Below are 26,565 nucleotides of genomic sequence, written 5' to 3' on the forward strand. Positions count from 1 at the left end.
CATCAAGATACAGGGAATTGATCGTAATGAGTCATTGGACGACCGCCGCCGTGCTCTGGGTTCGCGAGTGCCGTTGAGTCAGATTATTTATCAAGGAAGGCGTTATTCCGCCTGGTTGGGGATAGCCGCGATTCTGATGCTATTTATCGCCCCGGTGGTTTCCGTCTCACTGGCGCTCACCTACGAGAAAAACACACCCGCCATCATGATGATGGCTGATGACACCATGGAGATGGCGAGTCACCACGGCAGTGGGCCAGAGGCGCATCACGGTGCGAAAACTGCTGATTCTGCTGAGCATGGGAACCATCATGACAGCATGATGATGGATCATGCCGCCTGTGGATATTGTGTATTACTGACCCATCTCCCCTTACTTAATACGGCTTTTAAAGCGGATATCCGCTCGGCATTACTGCTGGCTGAATTATCTCCACCGCTATTTATCTATCCGCAAGTCATTAAAGATCACTATTCTGAGAGTCAACCTCGCGCGCCGCCTACCGTTTATTCCTGATCATTCAATAAAGCATTAAACCACTTATTTGGTATGGACTATCTGGTGAACCATTACTCACCAGACTCATCTCTATTGCCCAAGGAATAATTATGTCTGGCAAGAATAACGGCTGTAAAAAAACATTATTGGCGTGCGCAGTGACTTCCGCGCTTGCTGTATTGACCTTAAATGCGGCGGTCGCGGCCCATGAGCATGGGGTGACCGCCGATCCTGTGACGAATAACGCCACCGAAAATCGCGGCGATAAAAAAGCGAATGACGCGGATGTCATTACGGTCACCGCCCCTCAGTATTCGCCGCTCACTATTGTCACTTCCCCTAAAACTCCGCGCCAGCCCGTCCCGGCCAGTGATGGCGCAGACTACCTGAAAACCATCCCCGGTTTTTCGCAAATCCGTAATGGCGGCACCAATGGCGATGTGGTATTCCGCGGCATGTTTGGCTCGCGCATCAAAATTTTGACTGACGGTGCCGAAACCCTCGGTACTTGCCCCTCGCGAATGGATGCCCCCACTTCCTATATTTCACCGGAGAGCTTTGATCTGCTGACGGTGGTGAAGGGGCCACAATCAGTGCTATGGGGGCCGGGCGCTTCCGCTGGCACGATTCTGTTTGAGCGCGAACGGCCCCATTTTGATCAAGCTGGTGTAAAAGGGAGTGCCAGCTTGCTGACGGGGTCCAACGGGCGCTGGGATAAAAACCTCGATGCGAGTCTGGGCAACGAGCAAGGCTATCTGCGCATGATGGGCAATCAGTCTCAAGCCGGTGACTATAAGGATGGCAACGGCACGCGGGTGCCATCCAAGTGGGATAAGTGGAATGCAGATATCGCGCTGGGATGGACGCCAGATGCCGATACTTTGCTTGAGCTGACGGCGGGTAAAGGCGATGGTGAGGCGAGCTATGCCGGGCGTGGCATGGACGGCTCTCAGTTCTTGAGAGAGAGTTTGGGGGCGCGTTTCGAGAAAACCAATATCGGCGAGGTGCTGGATAAGATTGAGGCCAAGGTTTACTACAATTACGTCAATCATATTATGGATAACAATACATTACGTACCCCGCCGATGATGGCGATGTCCAGTAATCTAGACCGCCGCACGATGGGGGGGCGAGTGATGGGGACATGGCTGTGGGAGGATCTGAAGTTGGAGGCGGGTTCTGACCTGCAAACCAATACGCATCGTAAGAACAGACAAAATACCTGGAACAAAAATGCCAGCTTCGCGAACTATGGTCTGTTCGGCGAACTGACTTGGACGATGAGTGAACAAGATAAGCTGATTACGGGCGGTCGTCTGGACCATAATAAGGTCACCAATTATACCCGCGCCGATGAACCTACGCGCTCTGCCACGCTACCTGCGGGCTTCATGCGCTTTGAGCATAATCTGGCTGATGCGCCAGTGATGTGGTATGCCGGCGTGGGCCATACCGAGCGTTTTCCAGATTACTGGGAGCTATTTTCCCCGACATTCGGGCCGACGGGATCGACCAGTGCTTTTGATGGGGTAAAAAGTGAAAAGACCACCCAGCTTGATATTGGTGCGCAATACAGCGGCAAGCAGCTAAACGGCTGGGTCTCTGCTTATCTGGGCCGTGTGAATGATTTTATTCTGTTCAAGTATGACCCCAAAAACCTGCGTATCAGTCAGGCGGATAATATCAACGCCACTATTATGGGCGGTGAGATGGGGGCGGGATATGCTTTCAATGACCACTGGAAAGCTGATGCCAGTCTGGCCTACGCGTGGGGCGAGAACACGAGCAATAACCGTCCATTGCCGCAAATCCCTCCGCTTGAAGCCCGGCTGGGGCTGACCTTTGAAACGGGCAACTGGAGCAGCACGGGACTATGGCGTCTGGTCAGCAGTCAGCATCGGGTGGCGATTAACGAAGGGAACGTGGTCGGTAAAGATTTCTCCAACAGCGCGGGCTTCGGTGTGCTCTCGACCAATGTGGCCTACAAAGTCACGGAGCAAGTGAAGGTGAGTGGGGGCATCGATAATCTGCTGAATAAAGCCTATAGCGAGCACCTCAATCTGGCCGGTAACAGCGGGTTTGGTTACTCCGTCAATACGCCAGTTAATGAGCCGGGACGGACACTCTGGGCGAAGATGAATGTCACCTTCTAAGCACAGCCCTTCGACCCTGACGCTGGCTATTTAATATCCATGAGCAAAAAGAGTGTGGCAGTCGGTGGCTTGCCACACTCTTTCAATTAACGGCGTTCGTTGGGTGGCATCACCGAATCGCGCATGATAATCGTGGGGGGGAAGCTGGCAGGGGGCGTCTGCGGATTAATCAGTAATTGCGTGGCATACTGCGCCATATCAACAATAGGAAAATGCAGGCTGGTTAATGCCGGACTGACAAAAGGGGCGCGTTCACCACTGTCATAGCAAATCAATGAGATATCTTGCGGCACCTGCAAATGATGCTTATTGATAGCCAACAGTGCGCCAATCGCCATCTCTTCATTACAGCAATAAATGGCCGTTGGCAAGTGAGGCTGTTTGAGGATCTCGTCGGCGCGCTGATAGCCACTCTCCAGATCATAAACCCCTTCTACACAGGCGATTGGCTCCAAATCGGCCGACCGCATGGCATCAATAAACCCCTGACGACGTAACTCGCTCGAGTAGCGCTGCGCAGAACCACTGATACACGCAATCCGCCGATGACCCGCATCGATAAGCACTTGAGTCGCCATTTGACTAGCACGGCGGTGATCGAAGGGCACACAGCGGGTTTCAAGGCCGGGGACGAATCTATCGAGTAAGACGAATGAGCGACCTGCGGCAGCTAACTGACACAGCCTTTCATCACTGAGAAAACGGACATGGAGGATTAAGCCATCACAGCGTAAGTTATACAGGCGCTGAATAGCCTGCCACTCTTTATCCGCATTATCCCGCCCCTGAGTGACCAATAACTGCTTACCCTGAGACTCGGTTTCTGTTTGCACAAAATCCATCAACGCGCCAAAGAAGCCGCCGCGATAGGAGGTCGTCACCAGCCCGAGCGTATTGCTTTGGCTTGATGCTAATGCCCGCGCGGCTGGGTTTGGGGTGTACCCCAACACCGCTACTGCTTGTTCTACCTTTTCGCGCGTCAGGGCTTTGACATTGGTATCACCGTTGACCACGCGGGAAACCGTAGCGCGGGAGACCCCGGCCAGTACCGCGACATCTTCCAGTGTTACCATTTCTTTCTCCCATCCCCTATGTATTTGAAATTGCAGGGGCGTTCGCTGCCGACCTGCAACTTCAATGACTTAGGGTATACAATTTAAAAGTCGCCACAATAGCTAACTTAACATCACAAATCTGCGAACTGAGGCAAGTAAGGTTTATTGACCTGTAGAACCTCTTCCAGTAACGGCTGAGCAATGCTGGCGTTAGCAATCAGTGGGTTAGTCACTAGCGCCAACAAGGCACTGCGACGATCACCGTGCACCGCAGCTTCAATGGTCAGGCGCTCATAGGCTTTGACCTGCTGCGTTAATCCGTGCATCGCCACAGGTAAGGGGCCGAAAGTGAGTGGATGAGCACCTTGTGCATCGACAATACAGTTCGTTTCTACCACAGAGCCGTCGGATAAACCGCGAATCGCACCACGGTTTGTCGTATTCACAACTAATTGCGTACCTAAATTATTATAAATAGCACGAATAAGCTCTAATGCCACTTCCGAATAAAATGATCCGCCACGGAAGCTGAGCTGCTCGGGTTTGCTATCCAGATGGGGATCAGCGTACAGATCGAACAGCTCTTTTTCTACCTGCATCACCTGTTCTGCGCGTGTACCCCGCTCGGCCGCCGCAGCCATCTCTTCTGCCAGCATATCCTGAGTCTGGTAGAAATAGCGATGATACGGGCAAGGAATCGCCCCCATGGCTCGCAAGAATTCCGGCGGCCATGGCGCTTCCTTAATGTTATTCATGGTCAGCGAAGCCCCGTCGCACAGCATATCCATTACATCGGCAGTCACATTCTTACCCTGCTGCAACACCTCATGCACCCACACCATATGGTTTAGCCCGGCGAAGCGTAGCTGGATATCCTCATAAGGCGCATGCAGCAAATTGGCGATCATATGGTGCATGCTGATCGGAACATTACACAGACCGATAATTTTCGCTTTGCTATAACGGGTTACCGCTTCGGTGACGATCCCGGCAGGATTGGTGAAGTTAATGATCCAGGCGTCGGGTGCCAGTCGCTCGACTTTAGCGGCAATATCCAGCATCACCGGAATGGTGCGCAGGGCTTTGGCAAAACCGCCGACTCCGGTGGTTTCCTGCCCGAGCAAATTATATTTTAGCCCCAATCGTTCATCTGCTGCTCGCGCAGGAAGCTGGCCGACACGGAATTGTGTTAGGACAAAGCTCGCCCCTTCGATGGCGCTATCCAGCGAGAAGTGAACAGTGACTTTGACTTTCTCCAGCCCGTGACGATCCAACATTCTGCGGGTCAGTGCGGCAATAATCTCCACTTTTTGACGACCCAATTCAACATCAGCCAATGCCAATTCAGTGACCGGTAACTGTTCAATGCGCTGAATCAGCCCATCAACTAACTCAGGGGTATAGCTACTACCGCCACCAATAATGGCAATTTTAAAGGTTTTCATCATTTGGCCTCAAAATGGATTAATTAGAAATGAGAGCGCTCTCATTTGGAGGCAGATTAACGATTAACCAAAAACAAAATGGGACGTTTATCCCAAAAACGGCAGTTAGTGGGTAAGAAAATCTGCGAGACGTGATCTCGGTAGCAGAATTTCACTGTTGCCGTGGGCTGCGTCGATGGGTTAATTTGGCTAATTAATCGCTATTGTGCTGCTTATTTATCGAAGTGACGTGTTTTCAGCGAAAATGCGCATTTTGTTACGTAAAAAACGGTAAATGGGTGGCATTACGCGGGTTAGCTCTCTAGAATCAAAGCGCTTTTCCGCTGTTTGTACCCTACAGAAAGGAACCGTTAATGTTCAAACGTACTTTAGTGACCTTCATCGCACTTTGTTCCCTTAGCGCCGTGGCGCCCGCGGCTTTAGCGGCCGGTGAACCTCATGTGTTGTTAACGACGTCGGCTGGGAATATTGAGTTGGAACTCAATAGCCAGAAGGCACCGATCTCAACCCAAAACTTCGTTGATTACGTCAACAACGGCTACTACAACAATACGATTTTCCACCGTGTTATTCCTGGCTTTATGGTTCAGGGTGGCGGATTTACCGCTGATTTCAAACAAAAAACCGCTAAAACGCCAATCAAAAATGAAGCGGACAATGGCTTGCGTAACCTGCGTGGCACCATTTCGATGGCCCGTACCGCAGATAAAGACAGCGCCACCAGCCAGTTCTTCCTCAACGTCGCAGACAATGCTTTCCTCGATCATGGTCAACGCGACTTTGGTTATGCCGTGTTCGGCAAAGTGGTCAAAGGTATGGATGTGGTAGAGAAAATCTCTCAGGTCCAGACGGAAAATGTTGGCCCGTATCAGAATGTGCCCGTTAAACCGATCACTATCCTGTCAGCAAAAGTATTGCCTTAATCACTGACGGCAATAGCTCCTGCCAGCTTTCGTCCCCGAAGGCTGGCTAATTCATGCCCAAATCCCATTCCGACATAAATTAATCCGTTTGCGCCAATGGCATGCTTATAATCAATTATCTAGCAGCGATGGGGTGAAGAGTTTATGAGCGAAACATTACTTATCGGCAAAGCACTGCCGGCACAAGACTTGGTGATTTTATCCGCACTGGCAAACCGTCATGGCTTGATTACCGGGGCAACGGGGACCGGTAAAACCGTCACCTTGCAAAAGATGGCCGAACAATTCTCCCGCATTGGTGTGCCCGTGTTCCTCGCGGATGTAAAAGGGGACCTCTCCGGCATTGGCGCTGAAGGTGTCGCTTCCGAGAAACTGCAATCCCGTTTGGCGGCGATAGGGGTCACTGATTGGCAGCCACAGGCGTGTCCGATTGTGCCTTGGGACATTTTTGCGGAAAATGGTCACCCGATCCGCGCCACCATCTCAGACCTAGGCCCACTGCTGTTAGGACGTTTGCTTGATCTGAATGACGTGCAAAGCGGCGTACTGCAATTAGTGTTTAAAATCGCCGATGACAATGGACTATTGCTACTGGACATGAAAGATCTGCGCGCCATCGTGCAATTCGTCGGCGACAATGCAAAACAGTTTCGCACCCAATACGGCAACATCACTCCGGCCTCGATTGGGGCCATCCAGCGCGGCCTATTGACCTTGGAAGAGCAGGGCGCGAATCAATTCTTTGGCGAGCCGATGCCGGATATTCACGATTTAATGCAGACCGACAGCAATGGGCAAGGCGTGATCAATCTGCTCGCGGCGGATCGGCTAATTAATCAGCCCAAGTTATACGCCATCTTCCTACTTTGGCTGCTGGCAGAGCTGTTCGAGCAGCTTCCCGAAGTGGGCGATGTCGAAAAGCCTAAACTGGTCTTTTTCTTTGACGAGGCCCATCTGCTCTTTACTGATGCCCCAACGGCGCTGGTGGATAAAGTTGAGCAAGTGGTGCGGCTGATTCGCTCAAAAGGCGTCGGCATCTATTTCGTGACACAGAACCCGCTCGATATCCCCGATAAGATCCTCGGCCAATTAGGCAACCGCGTGCAACATGCCCTACGAGCCTTTACGCCGCGCGATCAAAAAGCGGTGAAAGCGGCAGCACAAACCCTGCGCGCGAATCCCGCTTTCAGTGCCGAACAAGTGATTACCGAATTAGCGGTCGGCGAGGCGCTGATCTCCTTCCTCGATGAAAAAGGGCGGCCTAATGTGGTGGAGCGAGGGATGGTTATCGCCCCGCAGTCAAAAATGGGCGCACTGGATGCGGCAGCACGTAATCACGCCATCAATCATTCCCCACTCTATGGCCGCTATGAGGAGAGGGTCGATCGCGAATCGGCCTATGAGAAATTATCCGCTGGCGGTTTCTCAACCCTAGGCCGTGCGGCGCAAGAGCAGGCAACTACCCCGCAGCAACCCGCTGAACAGCAGAGTGGCGGCGGTGGTTTGATGGGCGGGCTGAATGATTTACTATTTGGTTCCACCGGCCCACGAGGGGGGCGGCGCGATGGTATAGTTCAAACCGCGGCCAAAAGCATGGCCCGCGATCTGGGGCGACAAATTCTGCGCGGCGTATTGGGGTCAATCACCGGTGGGCGTAAGCGTTAAGCTGATTTTTGGATACGAAATGCTGTTATTAATCGACAATTACGATTCATTTACCTACAACCTGTATCAGTATTTTTGTGAGCTGGGCGCACAGGTGGTGGTTAAGCGCAATGATGAAGTGCAACTGGCTGATATCGAAAAGTTAGCCCCTTCGCATTTAGTCATTTCTCCCGGTCCTTGCACGCCAAATGAAGCCGGGATCTCATTGGCGGCTATCCGCCATTTTGCCGATAAATTGCCGATACTGGGGGTCTGCTTGGGCCATCAGGCGCTGGGGCAAGCTTTTGGCGCGCGCATTGTGCGGGCGCGGCAGGTGATGCACGGCAAGACCACAGCGATTTGCCACAATCATCAGGGGGTTTTCCAAGGGCTGAATCAGCCGCTGACCGTGACCCGCTATCACTCGTTAGTGATTGACGCCGATTCACTGCCCGCGTGTTTTGAGCTGACCGCATGGACGGAGCAAGCGGGCGTGATGGATGAGATTATGGGCATTCGCCATCGTACACTGCCACTGGAGGGCGTGCAGTTTCATCCAGAGAGCATCCTCAGCGAGCAGGGCCATCAGTTATTGGCTAATTTCCTTAAGAATTAACGGGTTGAGATTGTCATATCAATAAAGCGATCATTTTGTTTGCTTGGTTGTGATTTTTTATGCATATTTTGTGATTATATTCTCACTCGTCAGTAGTTGGCGGCTCAATGGTTAATCAAAGGTGGGCAGTGCAATGGCAGATAAAATAGCAGTTAATCGCAGTACATTCGATCAGGTCATTCTGCCTGTTTATGCACCCGCGCAGTTTATCCCTGTAAAAGGGAAAGGTAGCCGCGTATGGGATCAGCAAGGCACAGAATATATTGATTTTGCGGGTGGAATTGCGGTGACTGCACTCGGTCATTGTCATCCGGCGCTGGTGGCGGCCCTGCATCAGCAGGGTGAGACGTTATGGCATACCAGCAATGTATTCACCAATGAGCCAGCGCTACGTTTGGCGCAAAAACTGATTGCCGCGACCTTTGCCGATCGGGTGTTTTTCGCCAATTCGGGCGGCGAAGCGAATGAAGCGGCATTCAAATTAGCTCGTCATTACGCCATTGAACGCCATAGCCCGTATAAAACCAAAATCATTGCTTTCCACAATGCATTCCATGGTCGCACCTTGTTTACCGTATCGGTCGGCGGTCAGCCAAAATACTCCGATGGTTTTGGCCCGAAACCGGCCGACATTATTCATGTCCCCTTTAATGATCTGGCTGCCGTGAAAGCGGTGATGGATGACCACACCTGCGCGGTGGTGCTGGAGCCGATTCAAGGTGAGGGCGGGATTACCGCCGCGACACCGGAGTTCCTACAAGGTGTACGCGATCTCTGTACCCAACACAAAGCGCTGTTGGTGTTCGACGAAGTGCAAAGTGGCATGGGTCGTAGCGGCAAGTTGTTCACCTACATGCACTATGGCGTGACGCCCGATATTCTCACCACAGCGAAAGCGTTGGGAGGGGGCTTCCCGATCAGTGCGATGCTCACCACGGAAGAGATTGCCTCAGTGATGTCTGTGGGCACTCACGGCACCACCTATGGCGGTAATCCGCTGGCTTGTGCGGTCGCTGAAGCTGCGCTGGATGTGATTAATACCCCAGAGGTTCTTGAGGGTATTGAACAGCGCCATGGCCTGTTTGTGCAGGCGCTGCAAGTCATTAACCGCAAGTATGCGGTGTTTAGTGATATCCGTGGAATGGGGCTGCTGATTGGGGCTGAGTTAGCGCCACAATACCGTGGCCGCGCGCGGGAGTTTCTGACGGCAGCAGCGGCGCACGGTTTGATGATTCTCAATGCTGGACCCGATGTGTTGCGCTTAGCGCCTTCGCTGGTGGTTGAGTTGGAGGATATCCAGCAAGGAATGGCGCGTTTGGAAAATGCCATCGCCAGTCTGGTGAATGGGCGCTAAGTTGACTATTGAGTAATGTTATCAACGGGAGGCGTTTGGCCTCCCTTTTTCCTCTTTTACGCCTTATCTCGCCACTTCCGACTACGCCAAATACCGTGGTGGGGTTGTTGCTGCCAAGCCATAGACGAAACCGTGTGCATGACACTTAAATGTGACAAAATCCGGCGCAAATTACGTTCCAGTTCAGAGATTTGTGTATCAGGCGCGACATCTGGCACTTGCACAAAATCGTTATTCCCCTCGATGCTATCTGACTCCAGCCGCTGCTGGCACTGCTGAATTGCCATCTCACAGATCTGCAAATATTCTGCCGCCAGTGTGGCACTCATCAGATGATGATGATCCTCCGCTGGTGTGGCTGATTCAGTTAATGGATGCTCTCGCGTCAGAATAGTCATTTCGTTGATATGCCCCACAATCAGCTCGCTATGGGTCGCCCACAGCCGCATATCCGCCAAATATTTTGAGTTGAAGCCCGGCTCTTGCATCGCCTGATTCAGTGAGCTTAAAACGGTATTACTGGCTTTGTTGACCTGAAGGCGCTCATAGGCGAGTTGGGTGATATCAGGGTGAGGCGTTAGCAGCAAGCGCAGGATTTTCTGGTAAGCCCCCAGCGCCTGATGCGCATTTTTACGCAGCAAACCGCTTTGCCACTGTGGCCATAACCACAAGGCGCTGGCAAAGGCCAGTGCACAGCCGATTAAGGTATCCAGCAGACGCGGCACTAAAAAGTCAGCGCCATCGCCGGTTAATAGCTGCAAGATATACACCGCAGTGATGGTTCTGCCGATCACCGCCAGCCCGTAGTTTTTGCGCTGAACCAGATAGGAGGCCAGAGTGATGAGCAACATAATGCCCAGCGTGGCCCCTTCTGGCATCTGCAAATGCAGCAAACCCGCCGCCAACACTAGCCCGAACAGTGTCCCAAGGGCGCGGTGATGGATGCGCACCTTGGTGGCGTTATAGCCGTTTTGCGTCACCAGCATCACGGTGAGCAAGATCCAATAAGGTTTTGGCAGTTGCATCAAAGCCCCAATATAGCTGCCAGCGGCCAGCGTCACCCCCAGTCGTGCCGCATCGCGCAGTGCTCCAGAGTTAAACGACAGATAGCTGACAAAGGCGGGCCAAAGCGGCTGCTGTTGCTGACTAGACATCAACTCGCGGTCATACAGCGGGCGTCGGTTGCTCAGCAACTGGGCAATATGGCTGACATGGTAGTAGCTAAACTGCGCGACAGGATTATCGGGGTGCTGCTGGGCGATCTCTTCCAGCTCAATCAGTGCATCACCTGCGGTAAAATTGGTCTTAGCATGGTGGTGGTAGAGAATATCATCGGCAATAACGCGTATCTGAGCCGAGATAACCTGAGTATTGCGGCGAATGACCTCCTCGAATTGGCCCTGCTCCATCAACTCTTGCACTTTCTCCGGCTGATTCAGCGCCGCAGTAATGTGCTCTTGCAGGTCGAGCGCCATCTGAAACAGCCCCAGTAGCCGCTTTTGCTCTTTTTTAGTGGCATTATTGATTAAGTTAAATTGTTGATAAAGCTGATTAATCTTATCCATTATCCCCTGTTGACGATCGAGCAGTGGGGGGAGACTCTTTTCGGGCGGCAGATGCTGGGAGAATAGGGTGTATTTGGTGTCGTAATAATCCGCCAGCAAATGATAGAGCTGACTTAAGGGCTCGCGGATCGGCTGGTCTTTGCATAACCGGAACCATAGCCAGTTAAATACGCCATACCAGAGTGTCCCCACGGCGCACAACAGGGGGGCTTGCCAGATAGGTGCACGGCCAACCATGCTGAGGCTGAATATTGCGGCGATTAACGCGGCAGGCAATAAGCGGCCATGGAGGGGGCTGATCGCGCCATTGACACCCAGTACCAGTGCCAATCCGAGCATGATCCACGGCAGGGGAATGTGCCACAGCAACAGCTGTTGGGTCAGGAAACTGCTCAGTGTAAAGAGCGCACCACCGATAATCAGCCGTCGGAAGAAGTGTTGGTGTGGGGTATCCAGCGAGGCAATATTGCAACACGCGGGTATCAGGGAGAACATCAGCCCAAGTCGCAGCTCGCCTATGACAAATCCCAAGGCGGCTGGAAGGCAGAGAACCAATGTTTGGCGTAATGCGTAGTTTACTTCAGGATGATAAATAACCCGTTGCCACTTCATGTAGGCCCCAGAAATTTATTGATCACAAAAGATTGAGAAAACCGATGCCGAGGGTATCGGCACCGGTTTATAGGGAATTAACGGGTGCCGTAAACGACAATCGTTTTACCGTGTGCGGAGATCAGATTTTGATCTTCCAGCATTTTGAGTATCCGCCCCACAGTTTCGCGGGAGCAACCCACTATTTGACCAATTTCCTGGCGTGTAATTTTAATCTGCATCCCATCTGGGTGGGTCATGGCATCAGGCTGTTTTGCCAGATTAAGCAGCGTTTGTGCAATGTGCCCAGTGACATCAAGGAAAGCGAGGTTACCCACTTTCTCGGATGTAATCTGAAGGCGGTTCGCCATTTGTGAAGACAGGCGCATCAAGATATCTGGATTTACCTGAATCAACTGACGGAATTTTTTGTAAGAAATTTCAGCCACTTCACAGGCGGTTTTTGCTCTAACCCAGGCACTACGTTCTTGGCCTTCTTCAAATAATCCAAGCTCGCCGATGAAATCCCCTTGGTTTAAATAGGAGAGAATCATCTCTTTACCTTCTTCATCTTTGATCAGCACCGCAACGGAGCCTTTCACGATGTAGTAAAGCGTTTCGGCCTTTTCACCTTGGTGAATTAGCGTACTTTTCGATGGATATTTGTGGATATGGCAATGAGACAGGAACCATTCGAGAGTCGGGTCTGTTTGTGGCTTGCCGAGAACCATTCGCTGTTATCCTCTGTTGTTATCGCTGCCTAACTTAACAGGGCTCAGAGTTCCCTGTACGGCGTGCTTATAAAATACACTTTCTTTATACCCGACATTTTTTGGAATCTATTGGGTATAGCATATTAATTTGCTCAACTGCCGAAAGGTATAGCCAATATACGTACCGGATAGAAACCCTTCACTGAGTATTGATCACTACCCTATTTAATTCTAGAAACAACACTTTCGGTTCTGTTTGTAGCACAGGATGAGGTCAGTGTCTTGTGTTGTATCGCTTCAGCATGATGAACATCGGGTTACATTGCCAGTTTCTAAATGAAAGGGTAGTCTGGATCAGGAAATTTAACTGGGAGTGAGTGTTATGCAGGCACGTGTAAAGTGGGTTGAGGGGCTGACATTTTTGGGTGAATCGGCGTCAGGACATCAAGTTTTGATGGATGGAAATGCTGGCGACAAAGCACCTAGCCCAATGGAGATGTTGTTAATGTCAGCGGGTGGCTGTAGCGCGATTGATGTGGTGTCGATTCTGCAAAAAGGGCGTAACGACGTGCGCGATTGCGAGGTCACCTTAACCTCTCAGCGCCGGGAAGAAGCACCGCGCCTGTTTACGCAAATCAATTTGCATTTTATCGTCAGCGGCAAGGGCCTCACCGACAAGATTGTTGAGCGTGCCGTTGAGTTATCCGCAGAGAAGTATTGCTCAGTTTCCCTGATGTTAGGGAAAGCCGCGACCATCACTCATAGTTTTGAAATCCGCGAAATCGCCTAAACCCTTCGTGCTTGAAGCTGCAGGGTTGTTAGCTAGGTTCGCTCACCCGAATCACTAACTTGTCGTCAGTGATTCGGGGGCGTGACCGCTGCCATGCCAAGAAAGAAGGAGATTATCCGATCTTCTTCCCTTCCAATAACTGCTGCACTAGCGGTGCCATAATCAGCTCCATCGCCAGTCCCATCTTCCCACCCGGCACCACCAATGTGTTGATATTGGAGATAAATGACCCTTGCAGCATGGCCAGCAAGTAGGGGAAGTCGATCTGATCCAAACCCCGGAAATGAATGACAACAAAACTTTCATCCAGCGAGGGAATGGCTTTCGCCGCAAAGGGGTTGGAAGTATCGACGGTCGGCACACGCTGGAAGTTAATATGGGTGCGAGAAAACTGTGGCGTAATGTAGTTAATATAATCGTCCATAGATCGCACCACGGAGTCCATCACTGCTTCACGGGAGTGGCCGCGCTCGCCGGTATCGCGCACCAGTTTTTGAATCCACTCCAGATTGACAATAGGCACTACGCCGACCAATAAATCGACATGCTTTGCCACATCATGATGCTCGGTCACGACACCGCCGTGCAGCCCCTCATAAAACAGCACATCGGTAGGCTCTGGCAGTGACTCCCACGGGGTGAATGTCCCCGGAATCTGGTTATAAGGCACCGCCTCATCATAAGTGTGTAAGTACTTACGTGAGCGCCCCGTGCCATGCTTGCCATACTCCGACGCACTCTGCTCCAACTGACCAAAGTCATTGGCTTCTGGGCCAAAATAGCTGATATGTCTACCTTGATCCCGCGCCTTACGGATGGCGGCATCCATTTCGGGGCGGGTATAGCGATGGAAGCTATCACCTTCAATTTCTGCTGCGCGAATATTCAACTGCTGAAATATTTTGCGGAATGCCAGACTGGTGGTCGTCGTCCCTGCGCCACTTGAGCCGGTAACGGCTATAACCGGATGTTTAGTTGACATATTAGCTGTAACTCCATGGAGTGGGTCTCTCAGTGGCCGGGGCGGCATTGGCCTGTTTTCGTTAATCGATACGGATTATTTTTAAGGCAAAGTGTTCAGCTTGTCACCTTGATTTTCATCAAATGTTCTTGCGACAAGAGGAGAATTAAGGCTGCTCTTCTGCATCGGCGCGGAATGAACCCCGAGGCATAATATTGATAGTTTCATGTAACTCCGACCAGACTAAAACGGCATCACCGCTCACCAACTGGCGGCGGACATCCTCGACTTTTTGTGCCAGCGAGCGCTCATGTTCGCCATAATCCGTGCCCTCGCGCAGCACGAAGGCTTCCAGCAGATTATCCAGCGTTTCACTGTCGACGTGTTGCCAAGGAATGATCATTACTGTTGCTCCAGATAGGGGGAAAGCCAGGCGGGAATACGTTGTTCCAGCCACATTTGTGGGTGTTTCAGTGAACCGCCGACAAAACCGACGTGGCCGCCATGCTCGGTTAACTGATAATCAATATTGCTCGGCAATGTATTGAGGTTGGGAATGACTTCAGCCGTCATAAAGGGGTCATCTTTGGCATGAATGATCAGCAGTGGAATCTTAATCTGCGGTAATAACGGCAGGGCGCTACATCGGCGATAATAGTCCAGCGCACCATTAAAGCCATGTATTTTAGCGGTTATGGCTTCATCGAAATCTCTGACTCGGCGCAACGCCCTCAACTGCGAAAGTGCCAGTGGCAGGCTGTCGGGGTAACGCAACAGCTTACGGGTGGCGTTTAATTTTAGCTGCCCCAGCAAATAGTGCTGATAGACCCGCGAAAAACCTTGCTCCATGCGGTTCGCGCAAGGCTCCAGCATCAGTGGTGCTGAAACCACCACGGCAGCTTGCAACAGACTCTCCTGCCCTTGTTCGGCTAACCGCCCTTGTTCAGCTAATCGCCCTTGCTCTGCCAACTGCCCTTGCTCTGCTAAATAAAAGGCCAGCATATTGCCACCCAAAGAGACCCCCACGGCAGCGGTAGGTACCTGACCATAAGTTTCCCGCAGCCAACGCAGGAAAAAGCGTGCATCTTCTGTTTCACCGGAATGATAAATGCGTGCGTTACGATTCGGCTCCCCACTGCATCCGCGAAAATGCATCACTACCCCTAGCCAGCCTTTGGCCTGCCATGCGCGCAGCAAACCGTGGGCATAGGGGCTGTAAAAATTGCCTTCTAGACCATGGAATAGCACCACGCGGGGCTTATCCCGCGCCAGCTCGGGGTTTTCACTCCAAGCCAAATCGACAAAATCGCCATCGGGCAATTCCAGCCGTTGCCAAAAAGGTTGCAACTGCACACGCCGCCTGACTAACCGTGGCAGTAGCGTTTGTAGATGTGGGTTACTGGCTCCGGCCAGCGGACGAAATAACTCATGCATAAGATGAATGGAAATCATGTTGTTGCTCTTGTGTGATCAATAACACACTGTTAGCTTCATGGGTATATCGCGCATCATTTTGGGTGAGAGGCACCCGTCTCATGGAACTGAGTTTATTTCTTTCAATGGTAGGTTTTCTCTGGGTTGCTGCTATTACCCCCGGCCCGAATAATATGTTGCTTACCTCCGCTGGGGCCAATTTTGGCTTTATGCGCTCTATCTGGCTGATGTTAGGCATTATGTTAGGTATGCAGAGTATGTTGCTGCTGGTGGCTTTTGGTGTCGGTGGCCTGATTTTGATCTACCCCTCTATTCACCTGATGCTGAAAATTCTGGGTAGCCTGTATCTGTTGTGGCTGGCATGGAAAATTGCCACTTCCGCCTATGAAAAGTTGGAAACCCATGTCGTGCCGCCAAAGCCACTGCGTTTGTATCAGGGCTGGCTATTGCAGTTCCTCAATCCAAAAGCGTGGCTGATGGGATTAGGCTCCGTCGCCAGCTTCAGTCTAGCGGGCGCGGCCTATAACCACTCCATCGTGATGATCAGCTTGGGTATGTTTATGGTGAATCTGGTGGCGGGTATTATTTGGCTGGGCTTTGGGACTTTGATTGGCCGCTTGCTGCGCAGCCGCCGCGCTTGGTTTACCTTTAATATCTCGATGGGTTTGCTGACGGCAGCCTGTGTGTTGTTGATTTGGCACTGAATCGATCGTTGATTTGGTATTGACCGATTGCTGATCGAGTACTGAATAATCACCGGAGCTAATTGATGGCCTGTAACTATTTCCATGTTGATGCGTTTATTGGCGCGGGGCTTTCCGGTAACCCGGCGGGCGTCTATCTGCTGAAAAAACCGCTCTCTGCTGAGCAGATGCAGCACATTGCCGCCGAGATCAACCTGCCGGAGACCAGCTTTGTCTGGGATGAGGGGGACAAATCGGCGATCCGCTGGTTTACGCCAGAACGTGAGGTCGATTTGTGTGGTCACGGCACCTTGGCTGCCGCGCACGTGATGTTCAGCATGGTGAACCCCGGTCTGCATGATATCTGCTTTCGCAGCGCCAGCGGTGATCTCTACGTCAAGCGCGATGCTGATAACTTTGGTCGATTGGCCCTGAATTTCCCCGCACTACCCCCTGAGCAAATCGCCATTCCGGCCGTGCTACCCGCCCTGATCGGCGCGGATATTCAGCAGTTATGGCAGGCGAAATCCCTGCTGGTAGTACTGGAAAGTGAGCAACAGGTGCGGCAGTTGCAGCCCGATATCGCCGCGCTGATTGCCTATACGGGCCGTGGCGTGATAGTGACTGCACCCGGCGATGAGGTGGATTTTGTCTCGCGCTATTTTACCCTCGACAGCAATGAAGATCCGGTCACTGGCTCAGCACATTGCACCTTGATGCCCTATTGGGTGGCCCGACTGGGCAGAGCGTCACTGCATGCTCGCCAAATATCCGCGCGAGGGGGTGAGTTGTTTTGCACGTTAGCGGGTGATCGCACCCTGATTGCGGGAGAATCACATATTTTCCTAAAGGGCGAAATTACACTTTAGTTAACTATTTGTTGCCCATAGGGATTCATTTTTTAGCCAATTTGTTATCACCAAAAGGAATAAAGAATATTTTTTTATTCCTTTTGTCGTATTGCTCCTTCAGGTAACACTGTCATCTCACAGCGCCGTGTGCGCTTCGGGTCGCAACAACAGCGAATAAGACAGTTAACTGAGCGGAGTCAACCCATGGCGATAACCTTCTCTTCTGCAAGCCTTGCCACCGCAATTCGCGGTTTCTTACGGCCCACGGGCGCACTCTTGGCGCTATCACTGGTGGCGACCACTGCCCATGCGGTCGATGTCACGGTGGCCTACCAAACGTCGGCGGAACCCGCCAAAGTCGCTCAGGCGGATAACAGTTTTGCCAAGCTATCCGGTGCCAAGGTCGATTGGCGCAAGTTTGATAGCGGCTCCAGTGTGGTCAGGGCATTAGCTTCCGGGGATGTGCAGATCGGCAATATCGGCTCCAGCCCGCTGGCAGTTGCCGCAAGCCAAAATGTCCCGATAGAAGTTTTCCTGCTGGCTTCACAGTTGGGTAGCTCTGAAGCGCTGGTGGTGAAAAAAGAGATCAAAACGCCACAAGATTTAATCGGCAAACGCATTGCTGTGCCCTTTATCTCCACCACCCATTACAGCCTGCTGGCCGCTCTGAAGCATTGGGGCATCAAGCCGGATCAGGTCACCATCCTCAACTTGCAACCGCCCGCTATCGCCGCCGCTTGGCAGCGCGGTGATATTGATGGCGCTTATGTTTGGGCACCTGCCGTCAACGAACTCGCTAAAACCGGTACTGTGCTAACCGACTCCGCCCAAGTGGGCCAATGGGGCGCACCCACACTGGATGTCTGGGTCGTGCGCAAAGACTTCGCCCAAGCCCATCCTGAAGTGGTCACCGCTTTTGCCCGCAGCGCCTTAGCTGCACAAGGGGCTTATCTGGCACAGCCGGATCAGTGGCTGAAGAATCAGCAGAATCTCAGCCAACTTGCGCGCTTAAGTGGCGTGCCAGCGGATCAAGTGCCGGAACTGGTGAAGGGCAACACCTATCTGCCGGTCGCTGAGCAGATAACACAGCTCGGCCAGCCCGTGGATCAGGCGATCCGCGATACCGCCGCCTTCCTCAAACAGCAAGGCAAGATCCCGCAAGTGGCGAGTGACTATCGTGATTTCGTTACTGACCGCTTTGTGAAAGAAGTTCAGGCCACGCCGCAGTCTTAGGAGCCATCATGCTAAATGTGCGCGGCCTGTGGGCCGAATATCAGGGCAAACCTGCCTTACAGGATGTGTCGCTACAGATCGCATCGGGCCAGTTGGTCGTGGTATTGGGGCCATCAGGTTGCGGCAAAACCACATTACTGAATTTGATTGCCGGGTTTATGGAGCCTTCAGCTGGCAGCATCACTCTGGATGACAAACCGGTTCACGGCCCAAGTGCCGAGCGGGGAGTGGTGTTCCAGCATGAGGGTTTACTGCCGTGGCGCGATGTGGTGAGCAATGTGGAGTTTGGCCTGCAACTGGCGGGGCTAAGCAAAGCACAGCGGCGAGCGACGGCACTGAAAATGCTCAACCGCGTTGGATTGGCGGGCTTCGAGCATCATCACATCTGGCAGTTGTCTGGTGGTATGCGCCAGCGGGTGGGGATTGCCCGCGCATTGGCGGTCGATCCGCGCCTATTACTGCTGGATGAGCCATTTGGCGCACTGGATGCCTTTACTCGTGAACAGATGCAAGAGCTGTTGCTGACCATTTGGCGTGATACCGGCAAACAAATTTTGTTGATTACCCACGATATTGAAGAGGCGGTGTTTCTGGCCAGCGAGCTATTGCTGCTGTCTCCGGGGCCGGGGCAGGTGGTCGAACGGCTATCACTGAACTTTGGTCAGCGCTATGCCGACGGCGAACCTTGCCGCAGCATCAAATCTGATCCTGAATTTATCGCCCGTCGCGAATACGTGCTGGGTAAAGTCTTCCAACAGCGGGAGGCGCTGGTATGAGTTTACACGGGACATTACGCGACAATTCATTACGCGCTAGTTCATTGCGAGAGAGTGCATTACCTCATTCATTAGCTTCCGACGCGCCGCAGGTGGCTAGCTCACACCCCCAGAGGCCGCGCCGCCGTGCATCATTAGTGAAGGGTTTGTGGCTCAGTATTGGCACGGTGATTACCGTAGTGGCGCTATGGTGGGCGGTGACAGCATTGCAACTGATTAGCCCGCTGTTTTTACCTGCGCCACAACAGGTGTTGCATCAATTATGGGTGATTGCCAGCCCGCAGGGGTTTATGGATGCCACCTTATGGCAGCATCTGGCCGCCAGTTTGGGGCGCATTTTAATTGCCCTGTTCGCCGCCGTGGCGCTGGGGGTGCCGACGGGGATCGCCATGGGCCTCAGCCCTCGGGTGCGCGCGGTGCTGGACCCGCTGATCGAAATCTATCGTCCGGTGCCGCCGTTAGCCTATTTACCGCTGATGGTGATCTGGTTTGGCATCGGTGAAACCTCAAAAATTCTGCTGATTTATCTGGCGATATTTGCCCCGGTGACACTGGCCGCCGTCGCGGGTGTGCGCAGTGTGGCACAAGTACGCGTGAGAGCGGCGCGGGCATTGGGGGCCAGCCGCTGGCAGGTGTTACGTTTCGTGGTGCTGCCGAGCGCACTGCCCGAAATCTTAACCGGCATCCGTATTGGCTTGGGGGTCGGTTGGTCAACTTTGGTCGCCGCAGAGTTGATCGCCGCCACGCGGGGATTGGGCTTTATGGTGCAATCCGCTGGTGAGTTTCTCGCCACCGACGTCGTGATTGCCGGCATCAGTGTGATTGCCATTATCGCTTTTGGGATGGAATTAAGTTTACGGGCGATTCAACGCCGGTTAACGCCTTGGTATGGAGCAGATCAATGAATGAACGTTTAGTCGTGACCCCTTTGGGGCCATATATTGGCGCGGTGGTCGAGAACATCAATATTGCCCGCCCGCTCGGCGACGGCCAGTTTGAGCAGCTTTATCATGCGTTGCTCAAGCATCAGGTGCTATTTTTCCGCAATCAGCCCATCACGCCATTGCAGCAGCGCGAGCTGGCGGGGCGCTTTGGTGACTTACATATTCACCCGGTCTATCCGCACACCAAAGAGTGCGAAGAGATTATCGTGCTGGATACCCACGACAATAATCCGCCGGACAATGACAACTGGCACACTGACGTAACTTTTATCGAGAATCCGCCGTTGGGTGCAATTTTAGCGGCCAAGCAGCTCCCCGCCACGGGCGGTGATACTTTATGGAGCAGTGGTATCGCGGCTTATGAGACACTTTCTGCGCCCTTCAAGCAACTGCTCGCGGGGCTGCGGGCCGAGCACGATTTTGCGCACTCCTTCCCGGAGCACAAAAATCGTGGGACGCCGGAGGAGCATCAGCGCTGGTTACTGGCAAAAGAGAATAATCCGCCGCTGCTGCATCCGGTGGTGCGAACCCATCCGGTCACCGGGCGTCAGGCATTGTTCGTCAATGAGGGATTCACCACGCGTATTGTTGATTTGAGCGCGAAAGAGAGCGACGCGATACTGCGTTTCCTGTTTGCCCATGCCACCAAACCGGAGTTTCAAGTGCGCTGGCGCTGGCAGCAGGATGACGTGGCTATCTGGGATAACCGTGTCACCCAACACTATGCTAATGCGGATTATCTGCCGCAGCGGCGGGTGATGCACCGCGCGACAATTTTAGGCGATCGGCCGATATTCCGGCCTTAATCAATGGCGTCATTGGTCTGTGGTCAACAGTGAACTGGCGGCAGATTCGACAGCATCAACATTGATGTCTCCAACCTGCGGCCCAGAATGGACGACCACATGGCGAGTACCTAGCGGATACCAGCGCAGGTACTTCTCTGGTCGGGATTCAAACAAGGCCACCACAGGTATTTGCAATGCTGAGCCGATGTGTACCGGTGCGCTATCTGCGGAAATCACCAAATCCAACTGACTCATCGCCGCCACCAGGTCGTCAATGGATGGCGTTGACAGACAACGGGCGGTCAGACCCGCTAATTGTTGCTCGGTTGGCTGTTCTGCTGGATCATGAAAAATAAGCAATTCAGCCTGTGCATTGAGTTTCAGTGACAATTGATGCCACTTATCCCAGCTCCAGCGCCGTTGTGCTGATTTATTAGAGATAAACAGCCCGACGCGTGGCCGGCTTTTTTCCCCAAGCTCTGCCTGCCATTTTGCCTGCAATTGTGGCTCCGGGTAGACATGCAGCTTAAGTGTTTCAATGGCCACTGGCCCCAACTCAGGCATCAATGCAAAGCCCGAGAGGGCTTCGTGACGTATTGGCCGCGTGGCGACATGTTCAGGATTACGGTCGTCAAACTCAGTTTCAGCCGTATGCCAACGGCGATCCGTCACATTTAGCTGTTTGGCAAACTGAATACTGTTTTTGTTCATACCACCATTGGGAATAAGCAGCAGATCAAAACCTAAACGCCGTAGCCGCCGAATTAATGCTAGCCGATCAAAAAGGGCCATAAGTCGGCCTGGCCGCTGGTTTCTCTCACATTGTTTGCTGTAAACATAAGTGTGGACCGTACTGATATCAGGATTACGTGCCAGCACTGATTGATTATATTTATTCGCTAATACGTGGATTTCTGCTGCTGGCCAACGTTGTTTCAGCGCATGTAATAGCGCCGTGGTGCAAATCATATCGCCGAGAAAATCAATTCGGATCACCAAGATGCGCTGCATTGATACTCATTCCTCATGGGCCGCTTTCTACCTACATCAGCCACATTACGTTGACAATTGAGTAGCAGCGTAACTCTACGCTGTACCTGTTATTTTTGCTCATTAAGGCTACATTGCTTCCAATTACTCCGCCTCAAATTGCTTGGTGATCTCTTCCAGTTGCTCCTGCGCATCCAGCCACTGCATTTCGGTCTCCTCCAGTTTGGACTTCACCTGTATCTGCTGCTGTAGGCATTGGGTCAAATCTGCCTTGCGGGCGATGTCGTACAGTGCAGAGTCAGCCAATTGCTCTTCGATGGCGGCCAGCTCGGTGGTGAGTTTATCCATTTGCTTTTCCAGCGTCATGATCTGCTTACGCAGTGGCTGGGTTTGGCTGCGGAACTCGGCATCGCGGCGTTTTTGGTCTTTACGCTGCTGGGCGCTATTGCCCGATAGCTCTTTGGCGGGGCTGTCCTGCTGGCTTTGCTGGCGCTGCACATCCACCAGAAACTGCTGGTAATCCTCCAGATCGCCGTCGAACTGCTCCACTTTGCCATCGTGCACCAGATAGAGGTCATCGGTGGTGGATCGCAGCAAGTGACGGTCATGGGAGACCACCACCAATGCGCCTTCGAAATCAATCAGCGCCTCGGTCAGTGCCTGACGCATATCAAGATCAAGGTGGTTGGTCGGTTCATCCAGCAGCAGCAAGTTAGGGCGCTGCCAGATAATTAGCGCCAATACCAGCCGCGCTTTTTCACCGCCAGAGAAGCGAGCGGTGGGGTCAGTCACCTGATCGCCCTGAAAACCGTAGCCGCCTAGGTAGTCACGCAACTGTTGTTCTGACTCTTTGGGGGCTAAGCGACTCATATGCTGTAACGGAGATTCATCTGCGCGTAAGAATTCGAGTTGATGCTGGGCGAAGTAACCCAGTTTGATGCCCTTGGAGAGGCCAATCTCGCCGCTTTGTGGCTCCAGTGTACCGGCCAGCAGCTTAATCAGGGTCGATTTACCGGCACCATTACGGCCCAACAGGCCAATACGTGAACCGGGCACCAGATTCAGCTTGATGGATTGCAAGATGGTTTTATCGCCGTAGCCCGCGCTGACCTTGTCCATGCGCAGCAGGGGATCGGGCAAGCTCTCTGGCGTGCGGAAGCTGAAGTGGAATGGGTTATCGACGTGAGCCGGGGCGATCAACTCCATGCGCTCGAGCATTTTAATGCGGCTCTGAGCCTGTTTTGCTTTGGTGGCCTGCGCGCGGAAACGGTCGATATAGCTTTGTAAATGCGCGACTTTTTCTTGCTGATGCTGATACATCGACTGCTGTTGCGACAGTTTGGTGGCGCGCTGGCGTTCGAAGGATGAATAGTTGCCGGTATATTCATTCAGCGTCTGCTGTTCAATATGTAAAATTTTATCAATAATAGGATCAAGGAAATCACGGTCATGGGAGATCAACACCAGTGTACCGGTGTAGTTTTTCAGCCATTTTTCCAGCCAGATAACCGCATCCAAATCCAAGTGGTTGGTCGGTTCATCGAGCAGCAGCAGGTCAGAGCGGCAAAGCAGCGCTTGTGCCAAATTAAGGCGCATACGCCAGCCCCCGGAGAAGGAGCGCACTGGCTGCTGTAGTTGATCTTGGGAGAAGCCCAGCCCATTGAGCAAGCTGGCGGCGCGAGATTGAATCGTCCAGGCATGGATGGCGTCGAGCTTGCCGTGCACGGTGGCAATGGCATGACCATCATTTTTTTCATTGGCGGCCTGAAGTTCAGCCTCCAATTGACGATATTCACGGTCGCCGTCGATAACATACTCTATCGCCGGAATATCCAGTGCCGGGGTCTCCTGATTCACCCAGGCCAGTGCCCAGTTGCTCGGGAAAGTGGCATTGCCACCATCGGCGCTCAATTCGCCTTTGAGCAGCGCCAGCAGGGTGGATTTACCACAACCGTTTTTGCCGACTAACCCGACTTTCTGGCCGGGGTTAATCGTTGCTGTAGCGTTGTCCAGCAAGACGCGGGTGCCACGTCGAATTTGAAGCGAAGAAAAAACAATCATAGAGTGCCGTATGTTTAGGGTATGTTAAATTATTGTCATGGGTAAACGGGGCATCTGATGCCCTATTTTTAGTCTTTGCGAAGCATGGTAACGGAAAAACCGCACCCTGACGACGCTTTGGAGGGGAATGATGTCGCAGCCGCCGAAGGTTTTGCTGCTGTATGCCCATCCGGAATCACAGGACTCGGTCGCTAACCGGGTTTTGCTGCAACCGGTACAGCAGTTAGAGCATGTCACTGTGCACGATCTCTATGCACATTATCCGGATTTCTTTATTGATATTCACCATGAGCAGGAGTTACTGCGCGAGCATCAAATTATTGTCTTCCAACACCCCCTTTATACTTATAGCTGCCCGGCGTTGCTGAAGGAGTGGCTGGATCGGGTGCTGGCGCGTGGCTTTGCCAATGGCGTCGGCGGACATGCTTTGACTGGCAAATACTGGCGCTCGGTGATTACCACGGGCGAGCCAGAAGGGGCTTATCGGGTGGGGGGCTATAACCGCTATCCGATGGAGGATATTCTGCGTCCTTTCGAATTGACGGCAGCTATGTGTCATATGCATTGGATGAATCCCATGATTATTTACTGGGCGCGGCGTCAGAAGCCGGAAGTCCTCGCCAGCCATGCGCAAGCTTACGCGCAGTGGTTGCAGTCACCATTGCCCACAGGGGGGCACTGATATATGGAAGGCTCGGCGCTACTGACTGCCATTTTACTCTTCTTATTTGCCGCTGTGGTGGCGGTGCCTATTGCCCAGCGGCTGGGGATCGGTGCGGTATTGGGCTACCTGATCGCCGGTATCGCCATCGGCCCGTGGGGCTTGGGCTTTATTCGTGATGTAGACGAAATTCTGCACTTTTCCGAGCTGGGTGTCGTCTTCCTGATGTTTATCATTGGTTTGGAGTTGAATCCTGCCAAGCTCTGGCAACTGCGGCGCTCGATTTTTGGTGTCGGCGCGGGTCAGGTGGTGATCACGGCCACGGTACTTGGGGCCTTGCTCTACTTCACCCAATTCGCCTGGCAGGCGGCGGTGATCGGCGGGATCGGGTTGGCGATGTCCTCGACGGCGATGGCCTTGCAGTTGATGCGCGAAAAGGGCATGAACCGCAATGAGGGCGGGCAGCTCGGTTTCTCGGTTTTGCTGTTTCAGGATATGGCGGTGATCCCCGCCTTGGCGCTGATCCCGATTCTGGCGGGGAGCGGCGGTGAGACTAATGATTGGGTCAAGATTGGCATCAAAGTCGCGGCCTTTGCGGGCATGTTGATTGGGGGCCGTTATCTGTTGCGGCCTCTGTTTCGCTACATTGTGGCCTCTGGTGTGCGGGAGGTTTTCACCGCTGCGGCACTGCTGGTGGTGTTAGGCTCCGCCCTGTTTATGGATGCGCTGGGCCTATCGATGGCGCTTGGGACATTTATCGCGGGTATCTTACTGGCAGAAAGTGAGTTCCAGCACGAGCTGGAAATTGCCATCGAACCCTTTAAAGGGCTGTTACTGGGCTTATTCTTTATCTCTGTTGGCATGGCGTTGAATCTCGGCGTGCTGTTCACTCATCTGTTGGATGTCTTGTTGGGTGTGCTGGCGCTGGTCTTTATCAAAGGCGCGGTGCTGTATGGCTTGGCACGAACCTTTGGTTTGCGCCGCTCGGTACGGCTGCAATTCGCCGGGGTACTCAGTCAGGGCGGTGAATTCGCATTTGTCTTGTTCTCTGCGGCCTTCTCTCAGCACGTTTTTAATGCGGAGCAACTGGCCTTGCTGCTGGTGGTGGTGACGCTATCAATGATGACCACGCCACTCTTGATGCAAGGTATCGATCGCATCTTGGCTCGCCGTTACAACGCGCAGGAAGAGAGCGACGAGAAGCCGTTTGTTGAGGACAATGATCCACAGGTGATTATTGTCGGCTTCGGGCGATTTGGTCAGGTGATTGGCCGCTTGCTGATGGCGAACAAAATGCGCATTACCGTACTGGAGCGTGACGTCAGTGCCGTCAGTGTGATGCGCAAGTATGGCTATAAAGTGTACTATGGCGATGCCACCGAGCTAGAGCTGTTACGGGCCGCTGGCGCGGAGAAAGCCAAAGCGATTGTGATCACCTGTAATGAGCCGGAAGACACCATGACGCTGGTGCATTTGTGTCAGCAGCACTTCCCGAACTTGCACATTCTGGCCCGGGCCAGAGGGCGTGTTGAAGCTCATGAGTTGCTGCAAAACGGGGTCAAAGACTTCACTCGCGAGACATTTTCCAGTGCGCTGGAGTTGGGCCGGAAAACCCTATTGGGGCTAGGGATGCATCCCCATCAGGCGTACCGAGCACAGCAGCATTTTCGGCGTCTCGATATGCGTATGCTCCGTGAATTGGTGCCACAGCATCATGGCGATGTGGCGCAAATTTCCCGCGTTAAAGAGGCCCGCCGTGAACTGGAAGATATTTTCCAACGGGAAATGCTGCATGAAAGTCGGCAGTTAGATGGGTGGGATGAGTACGAATAATG

24 protein-coding genes are annotated in these 26,565 nt (G+C 52.8%); 15 read left to right on the forward strand and 9 right to left on the reverse strand.

The features are described from left to right. Positions 1 to 34: 34 nt before the first annotated feature. Both HRD69_RS06660 and HRD69_RS06665 read left to right on the forward strand, forming a co-directional pair. On the forward strand, positions 35 to 517 hold the full coding sequence (locus tag HRD69_RS06660) for a DUF2946 domain-containing protein (protein WP_004875139.1): 483 nt from the start codon (positions 35 to 37) through the stop codon (positions 515 to 517). A gap of 92 nt (positions 518 to 609) precedes the next feature. After that, a complete protein-coding gene (locus HRD69_RS06665; RefSeq protein WP_425330488.1) occupies positions 610 to 2,652 on the forward strand; it encodes a TonB-dependent copper receptor in 2,043 nt (680 codons plus the stop codon). An 86-nt stretch (positions 2,653 to 2,738) separates the two neighbouring features. Here the strand turns inward: HRD69_RS06665 and HRD69_RS06670 are convergent, their stop codons facing one another. Next, positions 2,739 to 3,725 (reverse strand): LacI family DNA-binding transcriptional regulator, encoded by a 987-nt coding sequence (locus tag HRD69_RS06670; RefSeq protein ID WP_172984606.1) that lies wholly within the window; start codon positions 3,723 to 3,725, stop codon positions 2,739 to 2,741. Between the two features lie 113 nt (positions 3,726 to 3,838). After that, positions 3,839 to 5,152: a 6-phospho-beta-glucosidase gene (locus HRD69_RS06675; RefSeq protein WP_032814383.1), complete on the reverse strand. Its 1,314-nt coding sequence runs from the start codon at positions 5,150 to 5,152 to the stop codon at positions 3,839 to 3,841. Between the two features lie 353 nt (positions 5,153 to 5,505). On the opposite strand from HRD69_RS06675, the gene ppiA reads away from it, so the two are divergent. The 4 genes from ppiA to argD all read left to right on the forward strand — a co-directional run bounded on the left by ppiA (position 5,506) and on the right by argD (position 9,689). Continuing rightward, positions 5,506 to 6,075, forward strand: coding sequence for a peptidylprolyl isomerase A (gene ppiA, locus HRD69_RS06680; protein ID WP_032814367.1), 570 nt, complete (start codon positions 5,506 to 5,508; stop codon positions 6,073 to 6,075). A gap of 144 nt (positions 6,076 to 6,219) precedes the next feature. Further along, the gene (locus HRD69_RS06685) at positions 6,220 to 7,740 is read left to right on the forward strand and encodes a helicase HerA-like domain-containing protein (protein WP_004875134.1); all 1,521 of its coding nucleotides are present in this window, start codon (positions 6,220 to 6,222) and stop codon (positions 7,738 to 7,740) included. Positions 7,741 to 7,759: 19 nt separating this feature from the next. Further along, on the forward strand, positions 7,760 to 8,335 hold the full coding sequence (locus tag HRD69_RS06690; RefSeq protein WP_004875133.1) for an aminodeoxychorismate synthase component II: 576 nt from the start codon (positions 7,760 to 7,762) through the stop codon (positions 8,333 to 8,335). A gap of 133 nt (positions 8,336 to 8,468) precedes the next feature. Next, entirely contained in the window at positions 8,469 to 9,689 is a 1,221-nt protein-coding gene (gene argD / locus HRD69_RS06695; RefSeq protein ID WP_032814365.1) for a bifunctional acetylornithine/succinyldiaminopimelate transaminase, read from the forward strand. Between the two features lie 56 nt (positions 9,690 to 9,745). On the opposite strand, the gene HRD69_RS06700 is transcribed toward argD, so the two are convergent. Further along, positions 9,746 to 11,866, reverse strand: coding sequence for a YccS/YhfK family putative transporter (locus tag HRD69_RS06700; RefSeq protein WP_004875131.1), 2,121 nt, complete (start codon positions 11,864 to 11,866; stop codon positions 9,746 to 9,748). Positions 11,867 to 11,943: 77 nt separating this feature from the next. Beyond that, a complete protein-coding gene (gene crp / locus HRD69_RS06705; protein ID WP_004875130.1) occupies positions 11,944 to 12,576 on the reverse strand; it encodes a cAMP-activated global transcriptional regulator CRP in 633 nt (210 codons plus the stop codon). Between the two features lie 364 nt (positions 12,577 to 12,940). On the opposite strand from crp, the gene HRD69_RS06710 reads away from it, so the two are divergent. After that, positions 12,941 to 13,348, forward strand: coding sequence for an OsmC family protein (locus HRD69_RS06710; protein ID WP_004875129.1), 408 nt, complete (start codon positions 12,941 to 12,943; stop codon positions 13,346 to 13,348). A 112-nt stretch (positions 13,349 to 13,460) separates the two neighbouring features. On the opposite strand, the gene HRD69_RS06715 is transcribed toward HRD69_RS06710, so the two are convergent. The 3 genes from HRD69_RS06715 to HRD69_RS06725 form a co-directional block, all read right to left on the reverse strand. Continuing rightward, positions 13,461 to 14,330, reverse strand: a complete 870-nt coding sequence (locus HRD69_RS06715; RefSeq protein ID WP_004875128.1) for a phosphoribulokinase — start codon at positions 14,328 to 14,330, stop codon at positions 13,461 to 13,463. Between the two features lie 145 nt (positions 14,331 to 14,475). Continuing rightward, positions 14,476 to 14,712, reverse strand: a complete 237-nt coding sequence (locus HRD69_RS06720) for a YheU family protein (protein ID WP_032814363.1) — start codon at positions 14,710 to 14,712, stop codon at positions 14,476 to 14,478. Beyond that, positions 14,712 to 15,743, reverse strand: a complete 1,032-nt coding sequence (locus HRD69_RS06725) for a hydrolase (RefSeq protein ID WP_004875126.1) — start codon at positions 15,741 to 15,743, stop codon at positions 14,712 to 14,714. The genes HRD69_RS06720 and HRD69_RS06725 overlap by 1 nt, the downstream gene beginning before the upstream one ends. A gap of 101 nt (positions 15,744 to 15,844) precedes the next feature. Here HRD69_RS06725 and HRD69_RS06730 point away from each other — a divergent pair, with 101 nt between their 5' ends. The 6 genes from HRD69_RS06730 to tauD all read left to right on the forward strand — a co-directional run bounded on the left by HRD69_RS06730 (position 15,845) and on the right by tauD (position 21,036). Continuing rightward, positions 15,845 to 16,447 (forward strand): LysE family translocator, encoded by a 603-nt coding sequence (locus tag HRD69_RS06730; RefSeq protein ID WP_004875125.1) that lies wholly within the window; start codon positions 15,845 to 15,847, stop codon positions 16,445 to 16,447. Between the two features lie 65 nt (positions 16,448 to 16,512). After that, entirely contained in the window at positions 16,513 to 17,295 is a 783-nt protein-coding gene (locus HRD69_RS06735) for a PhzF family phenazine biosynthesis protein (RefSeq protein WP_004875124.1), read from the forward strand. 186 nt (positions 17,296 to 17,481) lie between these two features. Next, positions 17,482 to 18,510 (forward strand): taurine ABC transporter substrate-binding protein, encoded by a 1,029-nt coding sequence (gene tauA / locus HRD69_RS06740; protein WP_004875123.1) that lies wholly within the window; start codon positions 17,482 to 17,484, stop codon positions 18,508 to 18,510. Positions 18,511 to 18,518: 8 nt separating this feature from the next. Continuing rightward, a complete protein-coding gene (gene tauB / locus HRD69_RS06745; RefSeq protein ID WP_004875122.1) occupies positions 18,519 to 19,286 on the forward strand; it encodes a taurine ABC transporter ATP-binding subunit in 768 nt (255 codons plus the stop codon). Further along, positions 19,283 to 20,191: a taurine ABC transporter permease TauC gene (gene tauC, locus HRD69_RS06750; protein WP_032814361.1), complete on the forward strand. Its 909-nt coding sequence runs from the start codon at positions 19,283 to 19,285 to the stop codon at positions 20,189 to 20,191. The genes tauB and tauC overlap by 4 nt, the downstream gene beginning before the upstream one ends. Beyond that, a complete protein-coding gene (tauD, locus tag HRD69_RS06755; protein ID WP_032814359.1) occupies positions 20,188 to 21,036 on the forward strand; it encodes a taurine dioxygenase in 849 nt (282 codons plus the stop codon). The genes tauC and tauD overlap by 4 nt, the downstream gene beginning before the upstream one ends. A 9-nt stretch (positions 21,037 to 21,045) precedes the next feature. On the opposite strand, the gene HRD69_RS06760 is transcribed toward tauD, so the two are convergent. Together HRD69_RS06760 and HRD69_RS06765 are read right to left on the reverse strand one after the other, a co-directional pair. Continuing rightward, complete coding sequence (locus HRD69_RS06760) at positions 21,046 to 22,029, reverse strand: glycosyltransferase family 9 protein (RefSeq protein ID WP_004875119.1); 984 nt, start codon at positions 22,027 to 22,029, stop codon at positions 21,046 to 21,048. A gap of 123 nt (positions 22,030 to 22,152) precedes the next feature. Continuing rightward, on the reverse strand, positions 22,153 to 24,069 hold the full coding sequence (locus tag HRD69_RS06765; RefSeq protein ID WP_004875118.1) for an ABC transporter ATP-binding protein: 1,917 nt from the start codon (positions 24,067 to 24,069) through the stop codon (positions 22,153 to 22,155). 130 nt (positions 24,070 to 24,199) lie between these two features. Between HRD69_RS06765 and kefG the strand changes: the two genes are divergently transcribed. Further along, a complete protein-coding gene (gene kefG, locus HRD69_RS06770) occupies positions 24,200 to 24,751 on the forward strand; it encodes a glutathione-regulated potassium-efflux system ancillary protein KefG (protein ID WP_019213286.1) in 552 nt (183 codons plus the stop codon). 3 nt (positions 24,752 to 24,754) lie between these two features. Then, entirely contained in the window at positions 24,755 to 26,563 is a 1,809-nt protein-coding gene (kefB, locus tag HRD69_RS06775) for a glutathione-regulated potassium-efflux system protein KefB (RefSeq protein ID WP_004875116.1), read from the forward strand. The last annotated feature ends 2 nt before the right edge of the window (positions 26,564 to 26,565 follow it).

This window comes from Yersinia mollaretii ATCC 43969, from assembly GCF_013282725.1.
Taxonomy (GTDB): Bacteria; Pseudomonadota; Gammaproteobacteria; order Enterobacterales; family Enterobacteriaceae; genus Yersinia; species Yersinia mollaretii.

What these genes read in the sequence shown, in the direction of transcription:
- HRD69_RS06665 (WP_425330488.1), top strand. Translation starts at nt 610, where the DNA reads ATGTCTGGCAAGAATAACGGCTGTAAAAAAACATTATTGGCGTGCGCA.
- HRD69_RS06670 (WP_172984606.1), bottom strand. Translation starts at nt 3,725, where the DNA reads ATGGTAACACTGGAAGATGTCGCGGTACTGGCCGGGGTCTCCCGCGCT.
- HRD69_RS06675 (WP_032814383.1), bottom strand. Translation starts at nt 5,152, where the DNA reads ATGAAAACCTTTAAAATTGCCATTATTGGTGGCGGTAGTAGCTATACC.
- ppiA (WP_032814367.1), top strand. Translation starts at nt 5,506, where the DNA reads ATGTTCAAACGTACTTTAGTGACCTTCATCGCACTTTGTTCCCTTAGC.
- HRD69_RS06685 (WP_004875134.1), top strand. Translation starts at nt 6,220, where the DNA reads ATGAGCGAAACATTACTTATCGGCAAAGCACTGCCGGCACAAGACTTG.
- HRD69_RS06690 (WP_004875133.1), top strand. Translation starts at nt 7,760, where the DNA reads ATGCTGTTATTAATCGACAATTACGATTCATTTACCTACAACCTGTAT.
- argD (WP_032814365.1), top strand. Translation starts at nt 8,469, where the DNA reads ATGGCAGATAAAATAGCAGTTAATCGCAGTACATTCGATCAGGTCATT.
- HRD69_RS06700 (WP_004875131.1), bottom strand. Translation starts at nt 11,866, where the DNA reads ATGAAGTGGCAACGGGTTATTTATCATCCTGAAGTAAACTACGCATTA.
- crp (WP_004875130.1), bottom strand. Translation starts at nt 12,576, where the DNA reads ATGGTTCTCGGCAAGCCACAAACAGACCCGACTCTCGAATGGTTCCTG.
- HRD69_RS06710 (WP_004875129.1), top strand. Translation starts at nt 12,941, where the DNA reads ATGCAGGCACGTGTAAAGTGGGTTGAGGGGCTGACATTTTTGGGTGAA.
- HRD69_RS06715 (WP_004875128.1), bottom strand. Translation starts at nt 14,330, where the DNA reads ATGTCAACTAAACATCCGGTTATAGCCGTTACCGGCTCAAGTGGCGCA.
- HRD69_RS06720 (WP_032814363.1), bottom strand. Translation starts at nt 14,712, where the DNA reads ATGATCATTCCTTGGCAACACGTCGACAGTGAAACGCTGGATAATCTG.
- HRD69_RS06725 (WP_004875126.1), bottom strand. Translation starts at nt 15,743, where the DNA reads ATGCATGAGTTATTTCGTCCGCTGGCCGGAGCCAGTAACCCACATCTA.
- HRD69_RS06730 (WP_004875125.1), top strand. Translation starts at nt 15,845, where the DNA reads ATGGAACTGAGTTTATTTCTTTCAATGGTAGGTTTTCTCTGGGTTGCT.
- HRD69_RS06735 (WP_004875124.1), top strand. Translation starts at nt 16,513, where the DNA reads ATGGCCTGTAACTATTTCCATGTTGATGCGTTTATTGGCGCGGGGCTT.
- tauA (WP_004875123.1), top strand. Translation starts at nt 17,482, where the DNA reads ATGGCGATAACCTTCTCTTCTGCAAGCCTTGCCACCGCAATTCGCGGT.
- tauB (WP_004875122.1), top strand. Translation starts at nt 18,519, where the DNA reads ATGCTAAATGTGCGCGGCCTGTGGGCCGAATATCAGGGCAAACCTGCC.
- tauC (WP_032814361.1), top strand. Translation starts at nt 19,283, where the DNA reads ATGAGTTTACACGGGACATTACGCGACAATTCATTACGCGCTAGTTCA.
- tauD (WP_032814359.1), top strand. Translation starts at nt 20,188, where the DNA reads ATGAATGAACGTTTAGTCGTGACCCCTTTGGGGCCATATATTGGCGCG.
- HRD69_RS06760 (WP_004875119.1), bottom strand. Translation starts at nt 22,029, where the DNA reads ATGCAGCGCATCTTGGTGATCCGAATTGATTTTCTCGGCGATATGATT.
- HRD69_RS06765 (WP_004875118.1), bottom strand. Translation starts at nt 24,069, where the DNA reads ATGATTGTTTTTTCTTCGCTTCAAATTCGACGTGGCACCCGCGTCTTG.
- kefG (WP_019213286.1), top strand. Translation starts at nt 24,200, where the DNA reads ATGTCGCAGCCGCCGAAGGTTTTGCTGCTGTATGCCCATCCGGAATCA.
- kefB (WP_004875116.1), top strand. Translation starts at nt 24,755, where the DNA reads ATGGAAGGCTCGGCGCTACTGACTGCCATTTTACTCTTCTTATTTGCC.